Source organism: Neorhizobium petrolearium (assembly GCF_029854435.1).
Taxonomy (GTDB): Bacteria; Pseudomonadota; Alphaproteobacteria; order Rhizobiales; family Rhizobiaceae; genus Neorhizobium; species Neorhizobium petrolearium.
Window position 1 is genome coordinate 3,681,409 of the sequence record NZ_CP123000.1, and the last position, 20,177, is coordinate 3,701,585.

Below are 20,177 nucleotides of genomic sequence, written 5' to 3' on the forward strand. Positions count from 1 at the left end.
TTACAGCGCGACACCGCTCTCGCGGTCGAAGACATGCACCTGTTCAGCGGGAATATTGGCCTCAAACCGCGCGCCGTAGCGGGCCGGATATTCGCCGTCGACGATCGCCACGACCGGCTGGCCGGCAAGGTCGAAGACCACATGTGTCTGCGCCCCGGTCGGCTCGACCAGCAAAGTCTGCCCCGCGAGCACCGTCCCGCCCACACCGGGGCTCAGGTGCTCGGGGCGCAAGCCCACCTTGATCGCCTGGCCGCGCTTCACCTTGCGGTCCGCCGCGATGCGGATCGCCGTCCCGTCGCTGAGGCGCGCCGCCGGTTCGCCCCCCTCGCCGTCTACCGTGCCATCGAGGATGTTCATGGCCGGCGAGCCGATGAAGGCGGCGACGAAGAGATTGGCCGGCTTTTTGTAGAGTTCCATCGGTGTACCTTCCTGCTCCATCCGGCCTTGATTCAGCACGACGATGCGGTCGGCGAGCGTCATCGCCTCGATTTGGTCGTGGGTGACATAGATCGAGGTGGTACCGACCTTCTGGTGAAGCGTCTTGATTTCTGAGCGCATCTGCACACGCAGCTTCGCGTCGAGATTGGAAAGCGGCTCGTCGAACAGGAAGACGGCAGGGTTGCGAACAATCGCCCGGCCCATAGCGACGCGTTGCCGTTGGCCACCGGAAAGTTGGGCCGGCTTGCGATCGAGAAGCGGCATGAGGTCGAGCATGCGGGCCGCCTCATTGACTCGTTCGGCGATCACCGGTTTCGGCGCACCGGAAAGGCGCAGGTTGAAACCCATGTTTTCCGCCACCGTCATGTGTGGATAGAGCGCATAGGACTGGAACACCATGGCAATGTTGCGTTCGCGCGGCGTCAGATCGTTCACGACCGCATGGTCGATGACGACATCGCCGGCCGTGATCTCTTCAAGCCCGGCGATCATCCGCAGCAGCGTCGATTTTCCGCAGCCGGATGGGCCGACCAGGGCGATGAACTGGCCGTCTTCGATCGACAGGGAGACGCCATGGATCACTTCGAGCGAGCCGTAGGCCTTGCGGACATTCCTGAGTTCGACGGATGCCATGATAATACCTCCGATCCTGCGCTCAGGACTTCACCGCACCGGCGGTGAGACCGGCGATGATGTGCTTCTGAGCGAGAAAAAAGACGATGATGGTCGGCAGGATGGTGAGCGTGATGAAGGCGAGCACCAGATGCCATTCGGTGCTGAACTCTCCCTTGTAGACCATGATGCCGAGCGGCCAGGGATAACGGCTTTCGGAATTCAGCAGGATGAGCGGCAGGATGTAGCTGTTCCAGCTTCCGACGAAGGAGATGATGCCGACGGTCGCGACGATCGGACGCGACAATGGCAGCGTCACGTGCCAGAAGAAGCCGAAATAGCCGCAGCCATCGACGAAGGCCGCGTCGAAAAGCTCCACCGGCAGGCCGCGGAAATAGTTGCGGAACAGGATGATGCTCATGCCGAGCCCGAAGGCCACCTGCGGCAGCACGACGCCCCAATAGGTGTCGAGCAGACCGAGATCGCGAATGCGGATATAGAGCGGCAATATGGCGGTGGCAGCCGGAAACATCAGGCCGGTCAGGAAATAGTTCAGCAGATAATCCGAGCCGAAAAAGCGGATATGGGCGAAACAGAAGGCCGCCATCGCCGCAAATGTCAGCGTCAGGAACACGGTGAGCGCGGCGATCAGCAGGGAATTGCCCATCTGCAGCCAGTAGCGCTGGCTGGTGATGATGTCGCCGTAATTGCTCCACTGCCATTCCGACGGCAGGCCAAAGGGATTGCCCCTCAGATCCGACAGCGTCTTGAAGCCGCCGAGCGCGGTGCTCACGAGTGGAACGATGACCAGGGCAGCGACGACAATCAGGCAGACATAGAGATAGGTCCTGGTCCCGACGGAGAGCCTGCGGCCGCCCGTCTGCTCCGTTGCTGCGTCGATCGGTGGTGCGGCAATATCAGTCATGGCGCATGAATATCCGCTTGTAGCTGAAGGCGAGGGTCACGCAGATGACGAACAGGATCACGCCGACGGCGCTGCCGAAACCGATCTGCATGCGCGTCACGCCGAAATTGTAGAGAAATGTCACGATAGTCTGCGTGGCGTTCGATGGCCCACCGCCGGTGAGCGGCATGATCATGTCGAAGAGATGCAGCGAGCCGACGACCGCGAAGAAAACTGACAGCCGGACGGTGGAACCGAGCAGCGGCAGGGTGACCAGGCGGAACTTCTGCCAGCCGGAGGCGCCGTCGATATCGGCGGCTTCGAGTACGCTCTTGTCGATCGCCTGGAGCCCTGCGATGAACAGCATCATGTGGAAGCCGAAATATTTCCAGACCACCACGGCGAGGATCGCATACATCGCTGTGTCGCGGTCGGCCAGCAGGAACGGCGCCTCGAAACCGAAGAAATGGGCGATACCGGCGGCGAGGCCAAAATCGCCGTCATAGACGAAGCGCCAGATCATGCCGGCGGCGACATCGGCCAGCACATAAGGCAGGAAGAAGATCAGCCGGAAGAACAGCGCGCCACGGATGCGGGTCGTCACCATGGTGGCGAGCCAGAGCGCCAGGGGAATCTGCAAGGCAAGCGAGACGAGGATGATGAGGCCGTTGTTGATCAGCGCTTGGATGAACGCGCTGTTGCGCAGAACAAGCTGATAATTGCGCCACCCGACCCATTGGGTCGGCAGGCCGTAACCGTTCCAGTTGTAGAAGGAATACCAGGCAGCCTCCCCCATCGGCAGGATGACCAGCACGGTGAACAGCAGGAGAGCCGGCGGCAGGAAGAGTACGAGCACCGGCCACTTGCTTTTCGCAAACGAGCGACGGCGGCGATTGGTTCGGCCGGTGATGCCAGCGCCTGAGGCGGGCAGCGATTTGGCCAATATTGACGTCGTATTCATCGGTATGGTCGCGGCTCCCCGACTGCCGGTGGCGGTCGCTCATGACATGAATGACATCTGACTCGTTCCGGCACCGCGATCGGCGATGCGGTGCCGGTAAAGATCAGGACTTACGGGTTCTCAAGCGAAAACGCGTCCTGGATCTGCTGGGCGGCGTCCGCCGGGGACTGCTGGCCTGAAACGATGGCGACCGACATGTCGTTGACGACGGCCCCGACATTGGGCCCAAGATCCTGATCGAGGAAGTTCTGGTGCCACGTCTCGTTGGCGATCGCCTCCGCGGCGACCTTCAGAAGCGGGTCGGACACGGCATCGCTTGCGCCCTTGGCCACGGGAAGGATCTTCGCATCCCGGGCCAGCTTTCGCTGCACATCCGGGCTGCTGAAATATTTCAGGAACTCTTCGGTCTCGGGCGGCGCGTTCTTGGTGATCGTCCAGCCGTTGATGCCGCCGAAATTGTCGGTGACGACCCCCGGCGCGCCGTCAAGCGCCGGGAAAGGGAACCTGCCGATATTCTCCACCGGCAATCCCTTGCCGCTGGTGGAATTCACGGCTTGCGTGCCGGGCGTGTTTTCGAAACTCAGGATGATGGCGGCGCGCCCGTCGCCAAACGCCGCGAGCGCATCGTTCCAGGTAGCGCCTAGATAGCCGTTCTGGAACGGTTCGAGCTTGCCGAGCTCAGCCAGATATTCGCCTGCCTTGACGAAGGGCTCGCTGGCGAAACCATCACCCTTGCCCGCCTTGGCGTCGACGAACCCCTGGTGGCCGGCTTGACGCATGGCAAGATAGCTCCAGTAGAAATGGAGAGGCCACTTGTCGCCGCCGCCACCGGCGATCGGCGTAATACCGGCTGCCTTGAGCTTCTTGACGGCATCGGTGAAATTACCCCAGGTCTTGATCGTGGAAGCATCGACACCGGCCTTCTGGAACAGCTCCTTGTTGTAATAGAAAGCGACGACGCCGGTCCTGAAGGGTGCCGCCCAGACGTTGTCGTCGAAGGTCAGCGCATCGACGGCCGCCGCGTTGATCGTGTTTCGCCAGGCGCCGCCATCGGCATCAAGCGCCCCTGTGACGTCGCGCAGCATGCCGGTTTGCGCCTGCGCCTTCAGCACGCCTCCACCCCAGGTGTAAAACATGCTCGGCGCTTCGGACGACTGCAGCAGGGTCGGGATCTTCGCCTTGAAGGCCTGGTTCTCCAGGAATTTCATCTCGATCTTGACGCCCGGATGGTCCTTTTCGAACTGCTCGGCAATGCCGCGCCAGACATCGATCACGTTTGGCTGGGCCTCCACATACATCCATGTGATGACCGATTCCGCAGCCGCGACTGCGGCGCTTGCCATAAGCGCGGCGGCCCCCAGGGCCGCGACCTTGAACCTGCGTATTCCGTGTGTCCTGATGATAGCCATAATCGCACTCCTCCCGTAGCGCTTTATTTCTGCATCCGGATTAAATAAACGCGGACGTTAGCAATCTGTCAATACCTTGCCCAGAGAAGCGGCCTTGAATGCGCGAAAATGCGGCCTTTACAGAAATTCCTGTTGCACTTATGCGAAATTCCGCTCTAGAAGAAAGTGAATTTAATTTGCCTGGCGTAAAAAATCCGCAGGCACTGATTGGGTTCTGGATGCCTGCGCAATGAAGACTGCCGATCCCGAATTGATGCGCGCCATCAACCGTTTGAGCGTGCTGGATACGATCCGGCGACATGGACCTATTTCCCGGGTGGAGATCAGCGAACGCACAGAACTCTCGACCACCACCGTTTCGGCGATCACCGCATCCCTTCTCGACGACGGGCTGATCCTGACCCGCCATGAAGGCGATATCCGCAACGCGGCCGCGCGTGGTCGCCCCCGCGTCATGCTGGAGGTCAATCAGGACGCCGCCCGCGTCGTCGGCGCCAAGATCGCCGCAAGCCGCATGGTCTTCGTCGTCGCCAATTTCCGCGGCGACGTGCTTTCGACGCTGACGCTGCCGATCCGCATCGACCGGCAGCCGATCGCGGTAATCGCTGATCTTGTCGAGGATGGCGTGCGTCGCTGCGTTGTAGATGCCGGCCTCTCGCTGGAGGATGTCGACAGCGTTTGCCTCGGCATTCCCGGCGTCGTCGAACACCGCACCGGCCATATCCGATCGAGCCCGATCTTTCGCGAAGTCAATATTGATTTTGCTGCAGAAATGTCAGCGCGCCTGTCGACGCCGACGATTATCGAGAGCGACGCGCACGCCATCACGCTTGGCCACCACTGGTTCGGCAAGGCCCGTGAGCTGGAAGACATGGTTCTGGTCTCGCTGGAGCAGACGCTGGGGCTCGGCGTATTGCATCGCAATCGGCTCTTTCGCGGTGCCGGCGGCCTCAGCCACAATCTCGGAGACCTTGTGCTCGGCATCGGCCCACAAGGCGTCATACGCCTTTCAAGTCAGGCGGGAGAGAGCGCCATTCTGGGTGAACAGCAGACTGATGGGCGTTTCGCCGAAGCGATACGGCTCGGTCGCGGTATGACCCATGTCCAGGCGCTGATCCAGGCCGATGACGACCGACTGATCACCGCGGCGGTACGTGCCGGCGAGGCAATCGGACTGACGATCGCCAATATCGTCACGCTGTTCGCGCCGCCGCGCGTGATCCTCGTCGGGTCGTCGCTGGCGCTTGGAGAGCCATTTCTCAACAGTTTGCGCGATGCCTATGCGCTTGCCATTCCACCGTCGCTTAAGGGTGTCAGCGAGCTCGTATTCGACGATTCCACGGACGATTTCTGGGCTCAGGGCGCTGCCGCCGTCGCGCTTTACGAGCTTTACGAATCGCCCTGGAGCACCACGGGACCGGCGCTCTGACGCATCGAACAGGCAGAATTCATCGGGAGGAGAATGATGGACAAAGTCGGTATCGGCATCATCGGATGCGGCAATATTTCGGGCGCCTATCTGAAGGCGATGACCTCCACCTTTCCGATCCTCGACATTCGCGGGCTGGCCGACCTCAATCGCGATCTCGCCGAGGCCAAGGCTGCCGAATTCAATCTGCAGGCAAAGGCTGTCGCTGATCTGCTGGCTGATCCGAAAGTCGAGATCATCGTCAACCTGACCATCCCGAAAGCGCATGTCGCGGTTGGACTGCAGGCGCTGGAAGCCGGCAAGCACACCTATTCGGAAAAGCCGCTCGGCATTAATTTCGCGGAAGGGAAAAAACTGGCCGATACCGCCAGGGCAAAAGGCCTGCGCATCGGCGCAGCGCCCGATACATTCCTCGGCGGCGGCCACCAGACCGCCCGCGCGCTCATGGACCAGGGCGTCATCGGCATTCCGGTCGGCGGCACGGCCACCTTCATGTGCCCCGGCCATGAGCGTTGGCACCCGAACCCCGCCTTCTATTACGAGGTCGGCGGCGGCCCGATGCTGGACATGGGGCCGTACTACATCACCGATCTCGTCAATCTCCTCGGCCCTGTCGCGCAGGTCGCGGGCTTTGCGATCACCCCGCGCAAGGAGCGCACCATCACCAGCGAACCGCGCAACGGCGAGCGCATTCCCGTGCATGTGCCGACCCATGTGGCGGGCGTGATGCGCTTCGCCAACGGCGCGGTCGTGCAGATCGGCATGAGTTTCGATGTCGCCGGCCACAAGCATGTACCGCTCGAAGTCTATGGTACCGAAGGTACGCTGATTGTGCCGGATCCGAACCGTTTCGCCGGCCCGGTCGAATATCTGAAGAAGGGCGGCCAGTTCGAGGACCAGCCGGTCACCATGCCCTATGCGGACGGCAATTACCGTTCGATCGGCGTCGCCGACATGGCCTATGCGATCCGCTCCAATCGCCCGCACCGGGCGAACGGCGATCTGGCCTTGCATGTACTGGAGGTCATGGAAGCCTTCCACACGGCAGCCGCGGAAGGCCGGACGATCACCATCACCACTGCAACGGAACGCCCGGCACCCCTGTCGGAGTCGCTGATCGACGGCCTGCTGGCCTTATGATTTTGGAGGAGAAGAAAATGCGCGAAGCACTGATCGTCTGGGGCGGCTGGAGCGGCCACGAGCCGCAGGAATGCGCAGCCATTATCAAGGACATGCTCGAAGAGGATGGTTTCAAGGTCTATCTGGAACATTCGACCGAAGCCTTCGCCGATCCCTCGATCCATGATCTCAGCCTGATCGTGCCGATCATGACCATGTCGAAGATAGAGAAGGAAGAGGTGAAGAACCTCGCCGCGGCCGTACAGAACGGCGTCGGCATCGCCGGCTACCATGGCGGCGCGGGCGACGCTTTCCGCGATTCCGTCGATTACCAGTTCATCATCGGCGGCCAGTGGGTGGCCCATCCCGGCAACATCATCGACTACACCGTGAACATCACCCGGCCCGACGATCCCTTGATGGAAGGGATCAGCGATTTCCCCTACACGTCCGAGCAGTATTACATGCATGTCGACCCCTCGAATGAGGTCCTCGCCACGACCACCTTCACCGGCGATCACGCATACTGGATTGACGGCGTCGTCATGCCGGTGGTGTGGAAGCGGAAATACGGCAAGGGCCGCGTCTTCTATTCGTCGCTCGGCCATCAGGCGAAGGAATTCGATGTGCCGCAGATGAAGACGATCTTTAGACGTGGAGCGAATTGGGCGGCGCGGTGATATCCAATTTGAGGACGGCTCGCCGCCCTCAAATTTCCCTCAATGTCGCAAAAATCTCCGCAAACGCTGCATCCTTGCGATAAAGCACCGGCGGACTACCGATCGGCGAGGCGACGGTCACTTCTTGCCCGCCCGAAAACGCCTCACCGCTCCAGACATGCACCCACTCCGCACCCTCCGGCAGATATACGGTGCGTTTCTCCTGCGCCGCATGCCAGACCGGCGCCACCAGCAGTTCAGGGCCGTAAAGATAGGCATCCTGGATGGGATAGGTCCTTGGATCGTACTCGTAGTGCAGGAAGAGCGGTCGCTGGACCGGCAGGCCGCGGGCAGCCGCCTCCTTCGACAGCGTTTTCAGATAGGGCGCCAGATGCACGTAGATCCGCGTCATCCGTGCGAAATGCGCGAGCACCTCCGGATCCTGGTCGATCTGGATGTTGTCGCGCGGCCGGTTTCCCTCATGCGTGCGCATGACCGGCGTGAAGGCGGCCATCTCCGCCCAGCGCATCAGAAGTTCGGAAGTTCGGACATTGCCGAACAAGCTTGTGTAACCGCCGATATCGGAATGGTGGTAGGCGTTGCCAAGCAGGCCTGACGAAAGCGCCGCGCATATGACGGTGACGAGGCCGTCGTGACGGGAGAAATCCACCGACTGATCGCCGCCCCACAGCAGCGGGCAATGTCTCTGCACGCCCGTAAAACCCGCGCGCATGAAGAACAGTGCCTCGCCGGTCTTGCCGCGGCTCGCCACCGCCCTGGCATTGACCTCGGCCCAGAGCACCGGCCAGGCATTGTGCATCAGTTTGGCGTCGATGCCGTTCGAAAGCTCGACATCGATCGGCAGGTATTCGCCGAAATCGGCCATCCAGCCGGAAAGCCCGAAATCGAGCATGCGCCGCCCGATGATCTCCTCGGCGAACCATTCGGCGGCTTGCCGGTTGGTGAAGTCGACCACACCGCAATCGAACTCGCCGAAATCGACAATTGCTGTACGGCCGAGCTGGTCCTTGGCGAAATAGCCGGCCGCCTCAGCCTCCGGAAACAAAGTCCCGTCGACGGAGAGATAGGGATTTACATAGCCGAGAAAGCGAATGCCCTGGTCGTTCAGCTCGGCGATGCGATGCCGCAGGCCCGGATACCGCTCGTCGTTCGCCTGCCAGTCCCAGAAGAGGCGTGAGCCGAACGAGGTCTGGCGGATGCCGACCCAATCCTCGCACCAGAGGCCGGAGATCTGCACACCGGCCTGCCGCATCCTTGCCAGCCGGTCGAAGGAGTTGATGCCGTCCTTGAGGCCGATGATCGCCCCGTTGTAAACCCACTCCGGCAATTCCGGCTGCCGCCCGAAACGCAGCGACAATGCTTCCACCAGTTCGATGAAGGTCGGCGCGGAATAGAACTCGATCCGTTCCGGAACCGCCCAGACTTCGATCTCATGGAATGCCTTGCGACGGAAATCGAAGACGGAATAAGCGGAAGTCTCCACATGCAACGCGTAACGCGCCGAGGAGATATAGGTCGGCTGCGGGTAATTGGTGTTGTAATAATCGCCGCCCGCCTTGTCCTTCAGGTTGGATTTGAAGGTGATCTCGCTAGTCTTGTCGCGCCCGACTCCAGGTTCGGAGGTCCAGAGCGGAAAACGGCGGCCGCGCATGTCGAAATAGGACATCTGTTCGCCGCCGCCCCAGACATGCTCGTCGCTCTCCGCAGGGATGCGAATCCAGAGGCGGTTGATGGTGTCGTCCAGCGATCGGAAGTGGATCACAGAATCCGAGATCGTCAGTTCCAGACGCGGCGCGCGGCCCTTCGCCTCCGACAGGCTGATTCTGTTGTCCTCGACCTCCACATGCCTGAGCGGACTGCGCTCTTCGATATAGTCTTCGACCTCGAAATTGCCGCGATACATCTCCATCCGCTCCTGGCCATGACCGATGAAAATGGACGGCGAGGAGGCGCCATGACGCAGGATCAGGCGTCCGTTCAGCGAGATGGAAAAGCCGTCTGACGTCGTTTCGAATTTCATATGTGCGTTACTCAATTCGGATGACCTACCTGAGCCGCGACACGTAACGCGCCACGGAATGGTCGAACCATGTATGGGAAACCTCAGCCACTACGCCATCCTGCGCCTGGCTCATGCGCAGCACATGAGGGACCGGCGCGCCCGGCTTCGGTCCGAAAACCGGCGGCGCCCATTCGGGCACCGTGTCGAGACCGATCCTGTCTTCCGCCCGGGAGATCCAGAGGCCAAGCCGGCTGCGATAGTAGAGATAGAGGGATTCCGAAAGGTCTTCCGGCGTGATCGCCGATATATAGGAGCCGTCGAGCCAGATCTCCTCCAGCGCCGCCACCTTCCCCGACAGTTTTCGGACCCGCCGAATCCTGTGTCCCTCCGGGGAAAAGCCGAACCCCGGCAGGTCCTTCGGTTTGTCGAGCCGAACAATATCCAGAACCTCGGCCGTAGGCAGCCCCCCACCCTGGATGAGCTCCAGCCGGAACATGGCATAGACGCTCTTCGGGTCGCTGATCGCCCGGATATAGTTGCCCGACCCCTGCACCCGGTCCAGAAGCCCACGGCTCTGCAGTTCCGCCAGCGCCTTGCGCAGCGTGCCGACTGCAATCCCGAGCTCAGCCGCCAGATCGCGTTCCGGCGCGAGCTTCTCCCCATCGACCAGCCGGCCGGCCGCGATGTCGCGCACGAGCAATTCGGTGATCTGCAGATAGATCGGCAGGCTGCCCGGATGGCTTTCCATGAACTCCCGCTCCCCTCCCCAGGAACCGTGGACCTAAATTGATACATCATTGATCTACATAAAATCGGATGTTATGCAAGTGACAATCGTCAAACGCGGAGGAGGAACTGATGACCGTCGTACCCATCACATCGCCCGATCTCGATGCGGCCGAAGCCTCCTGGTTCGCGGCTCTCTGCTCCGATGACTATGCCTATCTCGGGGTGCCGGACGACGCGCTCAAATCGAGCTTCGAACACTGCTCCGATATCGTGAAGCGCGCCGAAACTCTGGGTTTTCGCAATATCCTCTGCCCATCCTCCTATCAGGTGGGTCAGGACACATTGAGCTTCGTCGCAGCCTGTTCGCAGATCACCGACAGGATCAATTTTCTGGCGGCCATCCGCTGCGGCGAGATGCAGCCGATCATGCTCGCCCGCACAGTCGCGACGCTCGACCACATGCTGAAGGGCCGGTTGACGCTCAACGTCATCAGCTCGGATTTCCCGGGCGAGGTTGCCGACAGCGCCTTCCGCTACCGCCGCAGCCATGAGGTCGTGCAGATCCTGCGCCAGGCCTGGACGCGCGACACGATCGATCATGAGGGCGAGGTCTACAACTTCAAGGGACTCACCACCGATCCGGCGAGACCTTACCAGCAGAACGGTGGGCCGCTCCTCTATTTCGGCGGCTACTCTCCAGACGCGCTGGAGCTCTGCGGCGCCCAATGCGACGTTTATCTCATGTGGCCGGAACCCAAGGAACAGATAGCCGAGCGCATGAAGGCGGTTCATGCCCGCGCTGAGGCGCATGGCCGCACGCTCGATTATGGCCTGCGCATCCATATGATCGTCCGTGATACCGAGCAAGAAGCCCGCGAATATGCCGAACACCTCGTCTCGAAACTTGATGACGAATACGGCCAGCTGATCCGCAACCGCGCCCATGACAGCACCTCGCTTGGCGTATCGCATCAGGCTCGAACCCGCGAACTCGCCGACAAGTTCGGCTATGCCGAGCCGCATCTCTGGACCGGCATCGGCCGGGCTCGCTCGGGTTGCGGCGCGGCGCTCGTCGGCTCGGCGGACCAGGTTCTTTCCGAGATCGAGGAATACAAAAAGATGGGTATCCGGGCCTTCATCTTTTCCGGCTATCCGCATCTCGACGAGGCGGAACATTTCGGTCAGAAGGTGCTGCCGCAGCTGAAAACCTGCTCGCTGCCGCATGTCTATGGCCGGGTCCCGGCCGAAACACCCGCAACACCGCTCGGCGCAGGGACACGATACTAATGGGAAAACGCCACTGATGGACCGCATCCAACTTTCGCCAGAACTCGAACTGAGCCGTCTCGTCTATGGCCTGTGGCGCATCGGCGACGATGCAGACACCTCGCCGAAACATGTCCAGGCCAAGGTCGAAGCCTGCCTGGCGCAGGGTATCACCACCATGGATAATGCCGACATCTATGGCGGCTACACGGCCGAAGCGATCTTCGGCGCGGCGCTGAAGGCTTCGCCTTCGCTGCGCGGCAAGATCGAGATCATCACGAAATGCGGCATCGTTGCGCCGTCCGGCCGGCATTCCGCGGTTCGCGGCAAGCACTATGATACCAGCGCCGAGCATATCAACGCGTCGGTCGAAACCTCGCTGCGGGATATGGCGACCGACTACGTCGACCTCCTGCTGATCCACCGTCCCGATCCGTTCATGGACCCCGATGAAACGGGACCGGCGCTCGATGCCCTCGTCGCATCCGGAAAGGTGCGCGCCGTCGGCGTCTCCAATTTCCGGCCTTACGATTTCTCGTTGCTGCAGTCCTCGATGGAATCCCAGCTCCTCACCAACCAGATCGAGATCAGCCTGCTGGCGACGGACGCCTTCACGAATGGCGATCTCGCCTATCTGCAGGAACGTGCCATTGCGCCGATGGCCTGGTCGCCGCTCGGTGGTGGTTCACTCTTCAAGCCGGAAAATGCGGCATTGATCGAGGTGCTGGAACGCATCGCGGTCGAACAAGGTCTCGACGCCACCGCCGTCGCAGTCGCCTGGCTGCTTGCCCATCCGGCCAATATCCTGCCGGTGCTCGGCACCAACAATCCCTACCGCATCAAGAAGATCGGCGACGCTACGAAAGTGGCGATCGACCGCCAGACCTGGTTCGAACTCTATACCGCAGCTATCGGAAAGCCTGTGCCATGACGATATCCGCCAACGCCACCCATGGACCCAACGAACAGGTCTTCGTTCCGGACGCATCAACCGCCAGGCATTACCGCGATGCGCTCGGTGCGTTCACGACAGGGGTGACGGTGGTGACGGCAAGAACACCCGACGGGCCGATCGGCATGACGGTGAACAGTTTCACCTCCGTGTCGCTCGACCCGCCGCTCGTCCTTTGGTCTCCCGCAAAAAGCTCGTCCCGCCACGGTGCCTTCACGGCGGCCGACCATTTCGCCATCCACGTGCTGAGCGCCGAGCAAGACCGCTTGAGCACCCGCTTCACCCGCGGCGGTTTGGGCTTCGACGATCTGCATTGGCTGGAAAACCTCGAAGGCGTGCCGGTCATCCCAGGCACGCTGGCCCGCTTCGAGTGCAAACTCTCCTCCATGCACGATGCAGGCGACCACACGTTGATCCTCGGCAGGGTGCTTCGCGCCGCTCATCGCGAGGGCGATCCCTTGTGTTTCTCCCGCGGCACATTCGGCCGTTTTCAAGGCCACTGAAGTCGGAAAAATATTGACCGGCGCATGGGCCGGGCCTACGCAGGAAAACACCCTTCCAGCATCGACAGGCCCTCCATGACCATCATCAGACCGGATATCAGCGCCCGCGCCGCGGCAGCGCCACGCAGCGGCATCGGAGAGATCGTCACCCACGCCCGCGGCCGGGAAAACCTGATGCCGCTCTGGATCGGCGAAGGCGACCTGCCGACGCCGGATTTCATCACCCGCGCGGCCAGCGAGGCCCTGCTCGCCGGCGAGACCTTCTACACCTGGACGCAAGGCATTCCACCGCTTCGTGAAGCGATCGTCCGCTATTACCGGCGACACTACGGCACCAGCCTGTCGACCGACAATATCTACGTCACCGGCTCAGGTATGCAGTCGATCGTTCTCGCCATCCAGACGGTCGCCTCTGCCGGCAACGAGATCATCTATCTTTCTCCCGCCTGGCCGAATGTGGTGAACTCGATCGGTGTCGCGGAAGCCAAGGCCGTGCCCGTCCAGCTGGGTTTTGCCGACGGCCGCTGGGTGCTCGACATAGAACGCCTGAAGGCGGCGATCACGCCGAAAACCAGCGCGCTGTTCATCAATTCGCCATCCAATCCAACCGGTTGGACGGCTACGCATGAAGACCTGAAGGCGATCCTCGAACTTGCCCGCAAGCACGGCCTTTGGATCATCGCCGACGAGATTTACGGCCTCTATTATTTCGAGGGCACCCGCGCGCCGTCCTTCATGGACGTCATGGAGCCGGAAGACCGGATCATTTTCGCCAATTCCTTCTCCAAGAACTGGTGCATGACCGGATGGCGCGTCGGCTGGATGGTGGTGCCTGCCGAGATCGGCCAGACGCTGACCAACCTCATCCAGTATTCGACCTCGGGTGTTGCGCAGTTCATGCAGAAAGGCGCGATCGCTGCCCTTGAAGAGGGCGACGACTTCATCCGTTCGAATATCGAGCGAGCGCGAAAATCGCGCGACATTCTCTGCGATGCGCTGATCGCCACCAACCGGGTGGAAACGCGCAAACCGGAGGGAGCCCTCTACGCCTTCCTGAAGATCGACGGTGTCACCGACAGCCGTGAGGAAGCGTTCAGGATCGTCGACAAGACAGGCATCGGCATGGCACCGGGCACCGCTTTCGGTCCGGGCGGTGCAGCCTTCATGCGCGCCTGCTATCTGCGCGATCCGCTGCAGATCGAAGATGCCGCGCAACGGCTCAGCGATTATATCCGCAGGCGTTAACAAAGCCATAGAGAACGAAGCGATCCCCTCACCAACAAAATCCAGCACTTAGCTTGGCTCAAGATGCTGATTTTGTAACCTCTCCCACACGGGGAGAGGTCGATTCGCGGTGGCGCGGCATCCCCATCTCTCCCCTCGTGGGAGAGAAAGCGATTTCAACATCTTAGCTGAAAGCTAAGTGTTAGAAATCGCAAGTGAGGGGATATTGCCAGCCAACTCTGCTCAATCCCCGAAATCCTCGGTCGCCGCCGCACTCGGTCGTCCGCCCGTGATGATCTCGCGCTTGCCGACGTGATTGGCTGGACCGACCAGACCCTCTTTCTCCATGCGTTCCACCAGCGACGCGGCACGATTGTAACCGATCGACAGGCGCCGCTGGATATAGGAGGTCGAGCACTTCCGATCCTTCATGACCACCTTGACGGCCTTGTCGTAAAGCTCGTCGGTGTCATCACCGCCCATGGCGCTCTTGTCGAAGACAGCTTCCTGCGAAACCTCCTCTTCCTCGGCCTCCTCTTCGTCCTCCGTGACCGTGCCGAGATAATCCGGCCGCCCCTGTGTCTTGAGGTGACGGACAACCGATTCCACTTCTGCATCGGAGACGAACGGCCCGTGGACGCGGGAAATCCGGCCGCCGCCCGCCATATGCAGCATGTCGCCCTGGCCGAGCAGATGTTCGGCCCCCTGCTCCCCGAGGATCGTGCGGCTATCGATCTTCGAAGTGACCTGGAAGGAAATACGGGTCGGGAAATTCGCCTTGATCGTGCCGGTGATGACGTCGACCGAGGGACGCTGGGTTGCCATGATGAGATGGATGCCGGCGGCACGTGCCATTTGCGCCAGCCGCTGGATCGCGCCTTCGATATCCTTGCCGGCGACCATCATCAGGTCGGCCATCTCGTCGACGATGACGACGATATAGGGCATCGGCGAAAGATCCATCTCCTGCTCCTCGTAGAGAAGCTCGCCAGTCGTGCGATCAAAGCCCGACTGGACGCTGACGGTGATCACCTCTCCCTTATCGCGGGCGCTTGCGGCACGCTGGTTGTAGCCGTCGATATTGCGAACGCCGAGGCGCGACATCTTGCGATAGCGATCCTCCATCTCGCGCACCGCCCATTTCAACGCCAGCACGGCCTTTTTCGGATCGGTCACGACCGGCGTCAAAAGGTGCGGAATGCCGTCATAGACCGAGAGTTCGAGCATCTTCGGGTCGATCATGATCAGCCGGCATTCCTCCGGACGCAGCCGGTAGAGAAGCGACAGGATCATGGTGTTGATGGCGACCGACTTGCCCGAACCGGTCGTGCCGGCGACGAGCAGATGCGGCATCTTCGCGAGTTCTGCAATCACCGGCTCGCCGCCGATCGTCTTGCCGAGGCAGAGAGCCAGCCGGTGCTTTGTCTCCCAATAGTCCTCACATTCGATCAGTTCGCGAAAATAGACCGTCTCGCGCGTTGCGTTCGGCAGTTCTATGCCGATGACGTTACGACCCGGCACCACGGCAACGCGGGCGGACAGGGCCGACATCGACCGGGCGATATCGTCCGACAGGCCGATGACGCGGGAAGATTTGACGCCCGGCGCGGGCTCGAATTCGTAGAGCGTGACGACCGGACCCGGCCGCACGTCGATGATCTCTCCGCGGACGCCGAAGTCTTCGAGAATGCTTTCGAGCAAACCGGCACTCTGTTGCAGGGTGTCGGGCTGCATCGCCTGGCCGCGCTCGCCCCGCGGCTCCTGCAAAAGCGAGATCGGCGGGAATTCGTATTCCGCCACCGCCGGACGGACCGTCTGCGGGCGTGCCTTTTCCGGATGCGGCACCGGCACGGAGACTGTCGCGGGAAGGGGACGCGGAGGCTCCACCGCAACCGGGGCTTCCGCCCCGATGGCCGGCCGAGGAGTTTGAGGAGTTGGCTGCACAGGCACCGCCGGCTCAGGCGTCCTGACTTGCTCCGGTCTCGGAGACGGCGCAACCATCACCGTCCTGATAGCTGTCTTCCGCGGCACTTCGCGGTAAAGCGCCGCGACCGAGCCGGTCAGCTCCGGAACGATACGGGACACGCCCGGCTCGGCTGGCGCAATTGCCGGCTCGGCTATGGTTGGTCCCTCAAGCTCAAAGGGCATGGCATCCCAGAAAGCATAGTCGGAGATCGCAATGTCGCGCCGGGTCGAGGTGACCACCGACATTTCCTGAACGGGTTCCGGCATGGCAACCTCAATGAAATTTTCGGGCATTGCGGCAGTTTCTAGCATTTCCGCCGCGTTCTGCCGCATCGTCGTCGCAAGCCGTTGCAGGCCGGCAATCTGTTCGATCGGCTCTGGTATCTCCTGCGCGGCATCCGCATCATTCGCCGCCGTTTCAAAGATTTCGGACGGGAAGGCCTCAAAATGCTCGGCCTGTTCTTCGTCCGTCAGCACCTTGGGCGGCTCGAACGGTTCCGGCTTGCGATTCGGAATCTTTTCCGGCGTCCGCGTGAAGCGCACGTTCGGCGCCAGACGGAAAGCCGCTTGCCAGGGCGCTTGCTCCACGACGGGCTGGTTGAATTCCGCCAGACTTTGCTGGCGGATGTTCTGCCGCGCTCCGTCGACTGCATCGTCTTCAGCGCTGGCCTGGTCGGAACTCTGAGGGAAATTATGACGAGAAAATTGCATGAGAACCGGACGAAATACGAGAGTGGCACATGCTTCCATGAAGTAAAAAATAAAGGTTAACCGGTTCTTTCCGTCCGGCCAAAGATGGAACAAATCCACAAATGTGATCGTGGGCTTGCCAAGGTTGCTGCACTGCGGCAACACTATAGGAATGTCAGCGCCCGATCTCACCATTCTGGTTATCGACGAAAATGCCATCCGCGCTTCCATCATCGAGGAAGGGCTGCGGGAGGCTGGGCATGGCAATGTCACGGTCATCCATGAGGTAAATGGGGTTGCCCGGATCGTCGAGACGCTGAGGCCGGACGTCATCGTCATCGACATTGAGAACCCGAACCGCGACATGATGGAGCACCTGTTCCAGCTCACCCGCACGGTGAGCCGGCCGATCGCCATGTTTGTCGACCGCTCCGACACGGCCTCGATCGAAGCCGCCGTCGAGGCCGGCGTCTCGGCTTATGTGGTTGATGGTTTGAAGAAGGAGCGCGTCAAGCCGATCCTCGACATGGCCGTGAGCCGCTTCAACGCCTTCAGCCGCCTGCAGCGCGAACTTGCGGATGCCAGATCGGCGCTGGAAGAGCGCAAGGTCATCGAGCGTGCCAAGGGGATTCTCATGAAGATGCGAGGCTTGTCGGAGGAGGATGCCTTTGCGCTGCTGCGCCAGACAGCCATGAACGAGAAGAAGAAAATGTCGGAGATCGCCCAGAGCGTGGTGACTGCGGCCGGGCTATTGATGTGATGGTTTCGAGTAGGAAAGTGTCCCGGAGACTGCCGGAGTGAATATGATGACGAAGATCAGCCAAACCGGAAGCAATCTCTCCGCACCCTCTCGTTCCAATGGCGAAGGTCCAAAAGTGCTGCGCGCCGGTTTCATTCCGTTGGTCGATGCCTCCGTGCTGATCGCGGCAGCCGAATTTGGTTTTGCCAAAAAGGAGGGATTGACGCTCGATCTGGTGAAGGACGTCTCCTGGGCCAACGTGCGGGACCGCCTCGCCTTCAGGCAGTTCGATATCGCCCATATGCTATCGCCCATGCCGGTCGCCTCCATGCTTGGTCTCGGCTCCAACCCCTCACCCACCATTGCACCGTTCTCCCTCGGCCGCGGCGGTAATGCCATCACGCTTTCGATCCGGCTGTTCGAGCGGATGTGCGAAGTCAGCGGGATTTCGGAGACGGCGGGCGCGCTGGAAAACGCCCAGGCGCTCGCAAAGGTGCTGCAGGTCATAAAGGAGCGCGGCGAACCGCTGCCGACGCTCGGCATGACCTACCCCTTCTCGTCCCACAACTACGAGTTCCGCTATTGGCTCGCCGCCGGCGGCATCGATCCCGACCGCGACGTGAAGCTCATCGTGGTACCGCCGCCGCTGACTTCCGACGCACTGGCAGCCGGCGCCATCGACGGCTTCTGCGTCGGCGCGCCGTGGAACATGGTGGCCTCCGGACGGGGCGTCGGCCGTATCGTCGCCGCCAAGCAGGACATATGGCCGTCCGCACCGGAAAAGGTCATCGGTATGCGACCGGAATGGGCCGAAAGTCATCCGGAGACCGTCTCACGGCTCATTGTCGCGCTGGATGCCGCGGCGCGCTGGTGCGACGATGCCGAAAACCATGACGCTTTGGCCGAGGCGCTGGCCGATCCGCGCTTCATCGCGGCCCCTGTCGATATCATCCGCCATGTGCTTGCCGGCGAATTCAGTCTGGACGCCAAAGGCAACCGCCGGGTCATCGCCGACTATTTCACGTTCCATCGCGATTTCGCGAACTATCCGCGGCCGAACCATGCGCTGTGGATTTACAGCCAGATGATCCGTTGGGGCCAGACCACCTTCAGCGAGGCAGGCCTGAATTCGGCTAAACGCGCCTATCGTCCTGATCTCTATCGGAAAGCTCTAGGCATCGGCCCGGACGATTCCGATATCGGCCTCGAAGGCGACAGAGAGGGCGACCGCTTCATGGACGGGCACGTTTTCGACCCCTCGAACATGCCAGCCTATGTCGAAAAATTTGCCGTCCGCAGTGCTCTTGCAAGCCATTTCGACAGCCATGAAATCTAACAGGGATTGGCATCTGCACATCCCTGATGCTCTCATTTCAGCAATCGCACAAAAATATTGCACAGAAGCCACTCGCCGATAATTTAAGCGAGAAGTTTAACAGGATAAGATTCCAATTGTTTTCAGATATTTACTGAAAAACCCAGGAATTGGCACGCGGTTTGCTTCATAGTTTCTGCACCGGTCAATGGCGATCGGCGCGGATGAGCGCGCCATAAGCGTTTACACAGACATCGACGTCGCAAGGTTTTGCTATCCGGGACACCTCCCTTCCCGTGGACGCAAACTCCGAGCGGCGTTTTTTTGTGCTGAATTTCTGGTCATCGGCCACGTCCAAAACAACAAGGGGAATTGAAATGGCCTACGTCACGCCCGCCGATTTCGTCACCAAAATGATTGATGCCGGCGAATCCAAGATCTTCATGTCCACCCGGGACACGCTCATCCGCGCCTATATGGCGGGGGCGATCCTGGCACTGGCCGCCGCCTTCGCGGTCACCATCAATGTCCAGACCGGACAGCCGCTCGCCGGCGCCATCCTGTTCCCGGTTGGCTTCTGTTTGCTCTATCTGATGGGCTTCGACCTTCTGACGGGCGTCTTCACACTTGCGCCGCTCGCGCTCATAGACAAGCGCCCCGGGGTCACCCCCGGCGGCGTCTTGCGCAACTGGAGCCTCGTCTTCATCGGCAATTTCGCCGGCGCGCTGACGGTGGCGGTGATGATGGCCATCGTCTTCACCTTCGGCTTCACCACCGAACCGAATGCGGTCGGTCAGGCGATCGGCCATATCGGCGAAGGCCGGACGGTGGGCTACGCGGCCCACGGCGCCGGCGGCATGCTGACGCTCTTCATTCGCGGCGTCCTGTGCAACTGGATGGTCTCCACCGGCGTCGTTGCCGCCATGATGTCCACCTCGGTATCCGGCAAGGTGATCGGGATGTGGATGCCGATCATGCTGTTCTTTTATATGGGCTTCGAGCACTCCATCGTGAACATGTTCCTCTTCCCTTCGGGTCTGATGCTCGGCGGCAAGTTCTCGATCATGGACTACTTCATCTGGAACGAGATCCCCACCGTGGTCGGCAACCTGGTCGGCGGCCTCGCGTTCGTAGGCCTCTCTCTGTATGCGACGCATTCCCGCACGGCTGCAAAGCGGGCGTCGATGGCAAAGACCCCGGCTCTCGTCGCCGCTGAATAACGCCACCTTATGGGCTCTGC

The 20,177-nt window shown here is 61.1% G+C and carries 18 protein-coding genes; 11 read left to right on the forward strand and 7 right to left on the reverse strand.

The annotated features are described in order from the left end of the window. The 4 genes from QEO92_RS18120 to QEO92_RS18135 all read right to left on the reverse strand — a co-directional run bounded on the left by QEO92_RS18120 (position 1) and on the right by QEO92_RS18135 (position 4,324). Entirely contained in the window at positions 1 to 1,071 is a 1,071-nt protein-coding gene (locus QEO92_RS18120; protein ID WP_227703948.1) for an ABC transporter ATP-binding protein, read from the reverse strand. Between the two features lie 22 nt (positions 1,072 to 1,093). Continuing rightward, entirely contained in the window at positions 1,094 to 1,975 is an 882-nt protein-coding gene (locus QEO92_RS18125; protein WP_227703949.1) for a carbohydrate ABC transporter permease, read from the reverse strand. Next, on the reverse strand, positions 1,968 to 2,915 hold the full coding sequence (locus QEO92_RS18130; RefSeq protein ID WP_037152726.1) for a carbohydrate ABC transporter permease: 948 nt from the start codon (positions 2,913 to 2,915) through the stop codon (positions 1,968 to 1,970). Before QEO92_RS18130 ends, QEO92_RS18125 begins: the two co-directional genes overlap by 8 nt. 110 nt (positions 2,916 to 3,025) lie before the next feature. Further along, a complete protein-coding gene (locus tag QEO92_RS18135; RefSeq protein WP_227703950.1) occupies positions 3,026 to 4,324 on the reverse strand; it encodes an extracellular solute-binding protein in 1,299 nt (432 codons plus the stop codon). A 98-nt stretch (positions 4,325 to 4,422) separates the two neighbouring features. On the opposite strand from QEO92_RS18135, the gene QEO92_RS18140 reads away from it, so the two are divergent. The 4 genes from QEO92_RS18140 to QEO92_RS18155 are packed head-to-tail and all read left to right on the forward strand — an operon-like array spanning position 4,423 to position 7,552. Then, the gene (locus QEO92_RS18140) at positions 4,423 to 4,557 is read left to right on the forward strand and encodes a hypothetical protein (RefSeq protein ID WP_265105708.1); all 135 of its coding nucleotides are present in this window, start codon (positions 4,423 to 4,425) and stop codon (positions 4,555 to 4,557) included. Continuing rightward, a complete protein-coding gene (locus QEO92_RS18145; RefSeq protein WP_037152729.1) occupies positions 4,554 to 5,753 on the forward strand; it encodes an ROK family transcriptional regulator in 1,200 nt (399 codons plus the stop codon). The genes QEO92_RS18140 and QEO92_RS18145 overlap by 4 nt, the downstream gene beginning before the upstream one ends. Before the next feature lie 36 nt (positions 5,754 to 5,789). Then, positions 5,790 to 6,893: a Gfo/Idh/MocA family protein gene (locus QEO92_RS18150; RefSeq protein ID WP_037152731.1), complete on the forward strand. Its 1,104-nt coding sequence runs from the start codon at positions 5,790 to 5,792 to the stop codon at positions 6,891 to 6,893. 17 nt (positions 6,894 to 6,910) lie between these two features. Next, a complete protein-coding gene (locus tag QEO92_RS18155; RefSeq protein WP_037152733.1) occupies positions 6,911 to 7,552 on the forward strand; it encodes a ThuA domain-containing protein in 642 nt (213 codons plus the stop codon). Positions 7,553 to 7,580: 28 nt separating this feature from the next. On the opposite strand, the gene QEO92_RS18160 is transcribed toward QEO92_RS18155, so the two are convergent. Both QEO92_RS18160 and QEO92_RS18165 read right to left on the reverse strand, forming a co-directional pair. Further along, positions 7,581 to 9,572: an alpha-glucosidase gene (locus tag QEO92_RS18160; protein WP_227703951.1), complete on the reverse strand. Its 1,992-nt coding sequence runs from the start codon at positions 9,570 to 9,572 to the stop codon at positions 7,581 to 7,583. A gap of 25 nt (positions 9,573 to 9,597) precedes the next feature. After that, positions 9,598 to 10,302 (reverse strand): GntR family transcriptional regulator, encoded by a 705-nt coding sequence (locus QEO92_RS18165; protein WP_227703952.1) that lies wholly within the window; start codon positions 10,300 to 10,302, stop codon positions 9,598 to 9,600. Between the two features lie 110 nt (positions 10,303 to 10,412). On the opposite strand from QEO92_RS18165, the gene QEO92_RS18170 reads away from it, so the two are divergent. From QEO92_RS18170 to QEO92_RS18185, 4 genes are all read left to right on the forward strand, one after another. Next, entirely contained in the window at positions 10,413 to 11,570 is a 1,158-nt protein-coding gene (locus tag QEO92_RS18170; RefSeq protein ID WP_227703953.1) for an LLM class flavin-dependent oxidoreductase, read from the forward strand. 16 nt (positions 11,571 to 11,586) lie between these two features. After that, positions 11,587 to 12,480 carry an aldo/keto reductase gene (locus QEO92_RS18175; protein WP_227703954.1) on the forward strand — a complete coding sequence of 298 codons (894 nt, stop codon included), beginning with the start codon at positions 11,587 to 11,589 and terminating at the stop codon, positions 12,478 to 12,480. Continuing rightward, entirely contained in the window at positions 12,477 to 13,004 is a 528-nt protein-coding gene (gene smoA, locus QEO92_RS18180) for an NADH-dependent FMN reductase SmoA (RefSeq protein WP_037152748.1), read from the forward strand. The genes QEO92_RS18175 and smoA overlap by 4 nt, the downstream gene beginning before the upstream one ends. A 75-nt stretch (positions 13,005 to 13,079) precedes the next feature. Further along, positions 13,080 to 14,249 carry a pyridoxal phosphate-dependent aminotransferase gene (locus QEO92_RS18185; RefSeq protein WP_227703955.1) on the forward strand — a complete coding sequence of 390 codons (1,170 nt, stop codon included), beginning with the start codon at positions 13,080 to 13,082 and terminating at the stop codon, positions 14,247 to 14,249. Positions 14,250 to 14,471: 222 nt separating this feature from the next. On the opposite strand, the gene QEO92_RS18190 is transcribed toward QEO92_RS18185, so the two are convergent. Further along, positions 14,472 to 16,904 (reverse strand): DNA translocase FtsK, encoded by a 2,433-nt coding sequence (locus QEO92_RS18190; protein ID WP_227703956.1) that lies wholly within the window; start codon positions 16,902 to 16,904, stop codon positions 14,472 to 14,474. A 151-nt stretch (positions 16,905 to 17,055) separates the two neighbouring features. Between QEO92_RS18190 and QEO92_RS18195 the strand changes: the two genes are divergently transcribed. The 3 genes from QEO92_RS18195 to QEO92_RS18205 all read left to right on the forward strand — a co-directional run bounded on the left by QEO92_RS18195 (position 17,056) and on the right by QEO92_RS18205 (position 20,157). Beyond that, entirely contained in the window at positions 17,056 to 17,643 is a 588-nt protein-coding gene (locus QEO92_RS18195) for an ANTAR domain-containing response regulator (protein WP_037152751.1), read from the forward strand. Between the two features lie 37 nt (positions 17,644 to 17,680). Next, entirely contained in the window at positions 17,681 to 18,958 is a 1,278-nt protein-coding gene (locus tag QEO92_RS18200; RefSeq protein ID WP_200883968.1) for a CmpA/NrtA family ABC transporter substrate-binding protein, read from the forward strand. A 356-nt stretch (positions 18,959 to 19,314) separates the two neighbouring features. After that, positions 19,315 to 20,157, forward strand: coding sequence for a formate/nitrite transporter family protein (locus QEO92_RS18205; RefSeq protein WP_210049965.1), 843 nt, complete (start codon positions 19,315 to 19,317; stop codon positions 20,155 to 20,157). The last annotated feature ends 20 nt before the right edge of the window (positions 20,158 to 20,177 follow it).

Excerpts from the sequence above, each read along its gene's own strand:
- QEO92_RS18165 (WP_227703952.1), bottom strand. The coding sequence starts at position 10,302 with ATGGAAAGCCATCCGGGCAGCCTGCCGATCTATCTGCAGATCACCGAA.
- QEO92_RS18160 (WP_227703951.1), bottom strand. The coding sequence starts at position 9,572 with ATGAAATTCGAAACGACGTCAGACGGCTTTTCCATCTCGCTGAACGGA.
- QEO92_RS18170 (WP_227703953.1), top strand. The coding sequence starts at position 10,413 with ATGACCGTCGTACCCATCACATCGCCCGATCTCGATGCGGCCGAAGCC.
- QEO92_RS18130 (WP_037152726.1), bottom strand. The coding sequence starts at position 2,915 with ATGAATACGACGTCAATATTGGCCAAATCGCTGCCCGCCTCAGGCGCT.
- QEO92_RS18120 (WP_227703948.1), bottom strand. The coding sequence starts at position 1,071 with ATGGCATCCGTCGAACTCAGGAATGTCCGCAAGGCCTACGGCTCGCTC.
- QEO92_RS18145 (WP_037152729.1), top strand. The coding sequence starts at position 4,554 with ATGAAGACTGCCGATCCCGAATTGATGCGCGCCATCAACCGTTTGAGC.
- QEO92_RS18205 (WP_210049965.1), top strand. The coding sequence starts at position 19,315 with ATGGCCTACGTCACGCCCGCCGATTTCGTCACCAAAATGATTGATGCC.
- QEO92_RS18175 (WP_227703954.1), top strand. The coding sequence starts at position 11,587 with ATGGACCGCATCCAACTTTCGCCAGAACTCGAACTGAGCCGTCTCGTC.
- QEO92_RS18185 (WP_227703955.1), top strand. The coding sequence starts at position 13,080 with ATGACCATCATCAGACCGGATATCAGCGCCCGCGCCGCGGCAGCGCCA.
- QEO92_RS18190 (WP_227703956.1), bottom strand. The coding sequence starts at position 16,904 with ATGCAATTTTCTCGTCATAATTTCCCTCAGAGTTCCGACCAGGCCAGC.
- QEO92_RS18140 (WP_265105708.1), top strand. The coding sequence starts at position 4,423 with ATGCGCGAAAATGCGGCCTTTACAGAAATTCCTGTTGCACTTATGCGA.
- QEO92_RS18150 (WP_037152731.1), top strand. The coding sequence starts at position 5,790 with ATGGACAAAGTCGGTATCGGCATCATCGGATGCGGCAATATTTCGGGC.
- QEO92_RS18155 (WP_037152733.1), top strand. The coding sequence starts at position 6,911 with ATGCGCGAAGCACTGATCGTCTGGGGCGGCTGGAGCGGCCACGAGCCG.
- QEO92_RS18195 (WP_037152751.1), top strand. The coding sequence starts at position 17,056 with ATGTCAGCGCCCGATCTCACCATTCTGGTTATCGACGAAAATGCCATC.
- smoA (WP_037152748.1), top strand. The coding sequence starts at position 12,477 with ATGACGATATCCGCCAACGCCACCCATGGACCCAACGAACAGGTCTTC.
- QEO92_RS18125 (WP_227703949.1), bottom strand. The coding sequence starts at position 1,975 with ATGACTGATATTGCCGCACCACCGATCGACGCAGCAACGGAGCAGACG.
- QEO92_RS18135 (WP_227703950.1), bottom strand. The coding sequence starts at position 4,324 with ATGGCTATCATCAGGACACACGGAATACGCAGGTTCAAGGTCGCGGCC.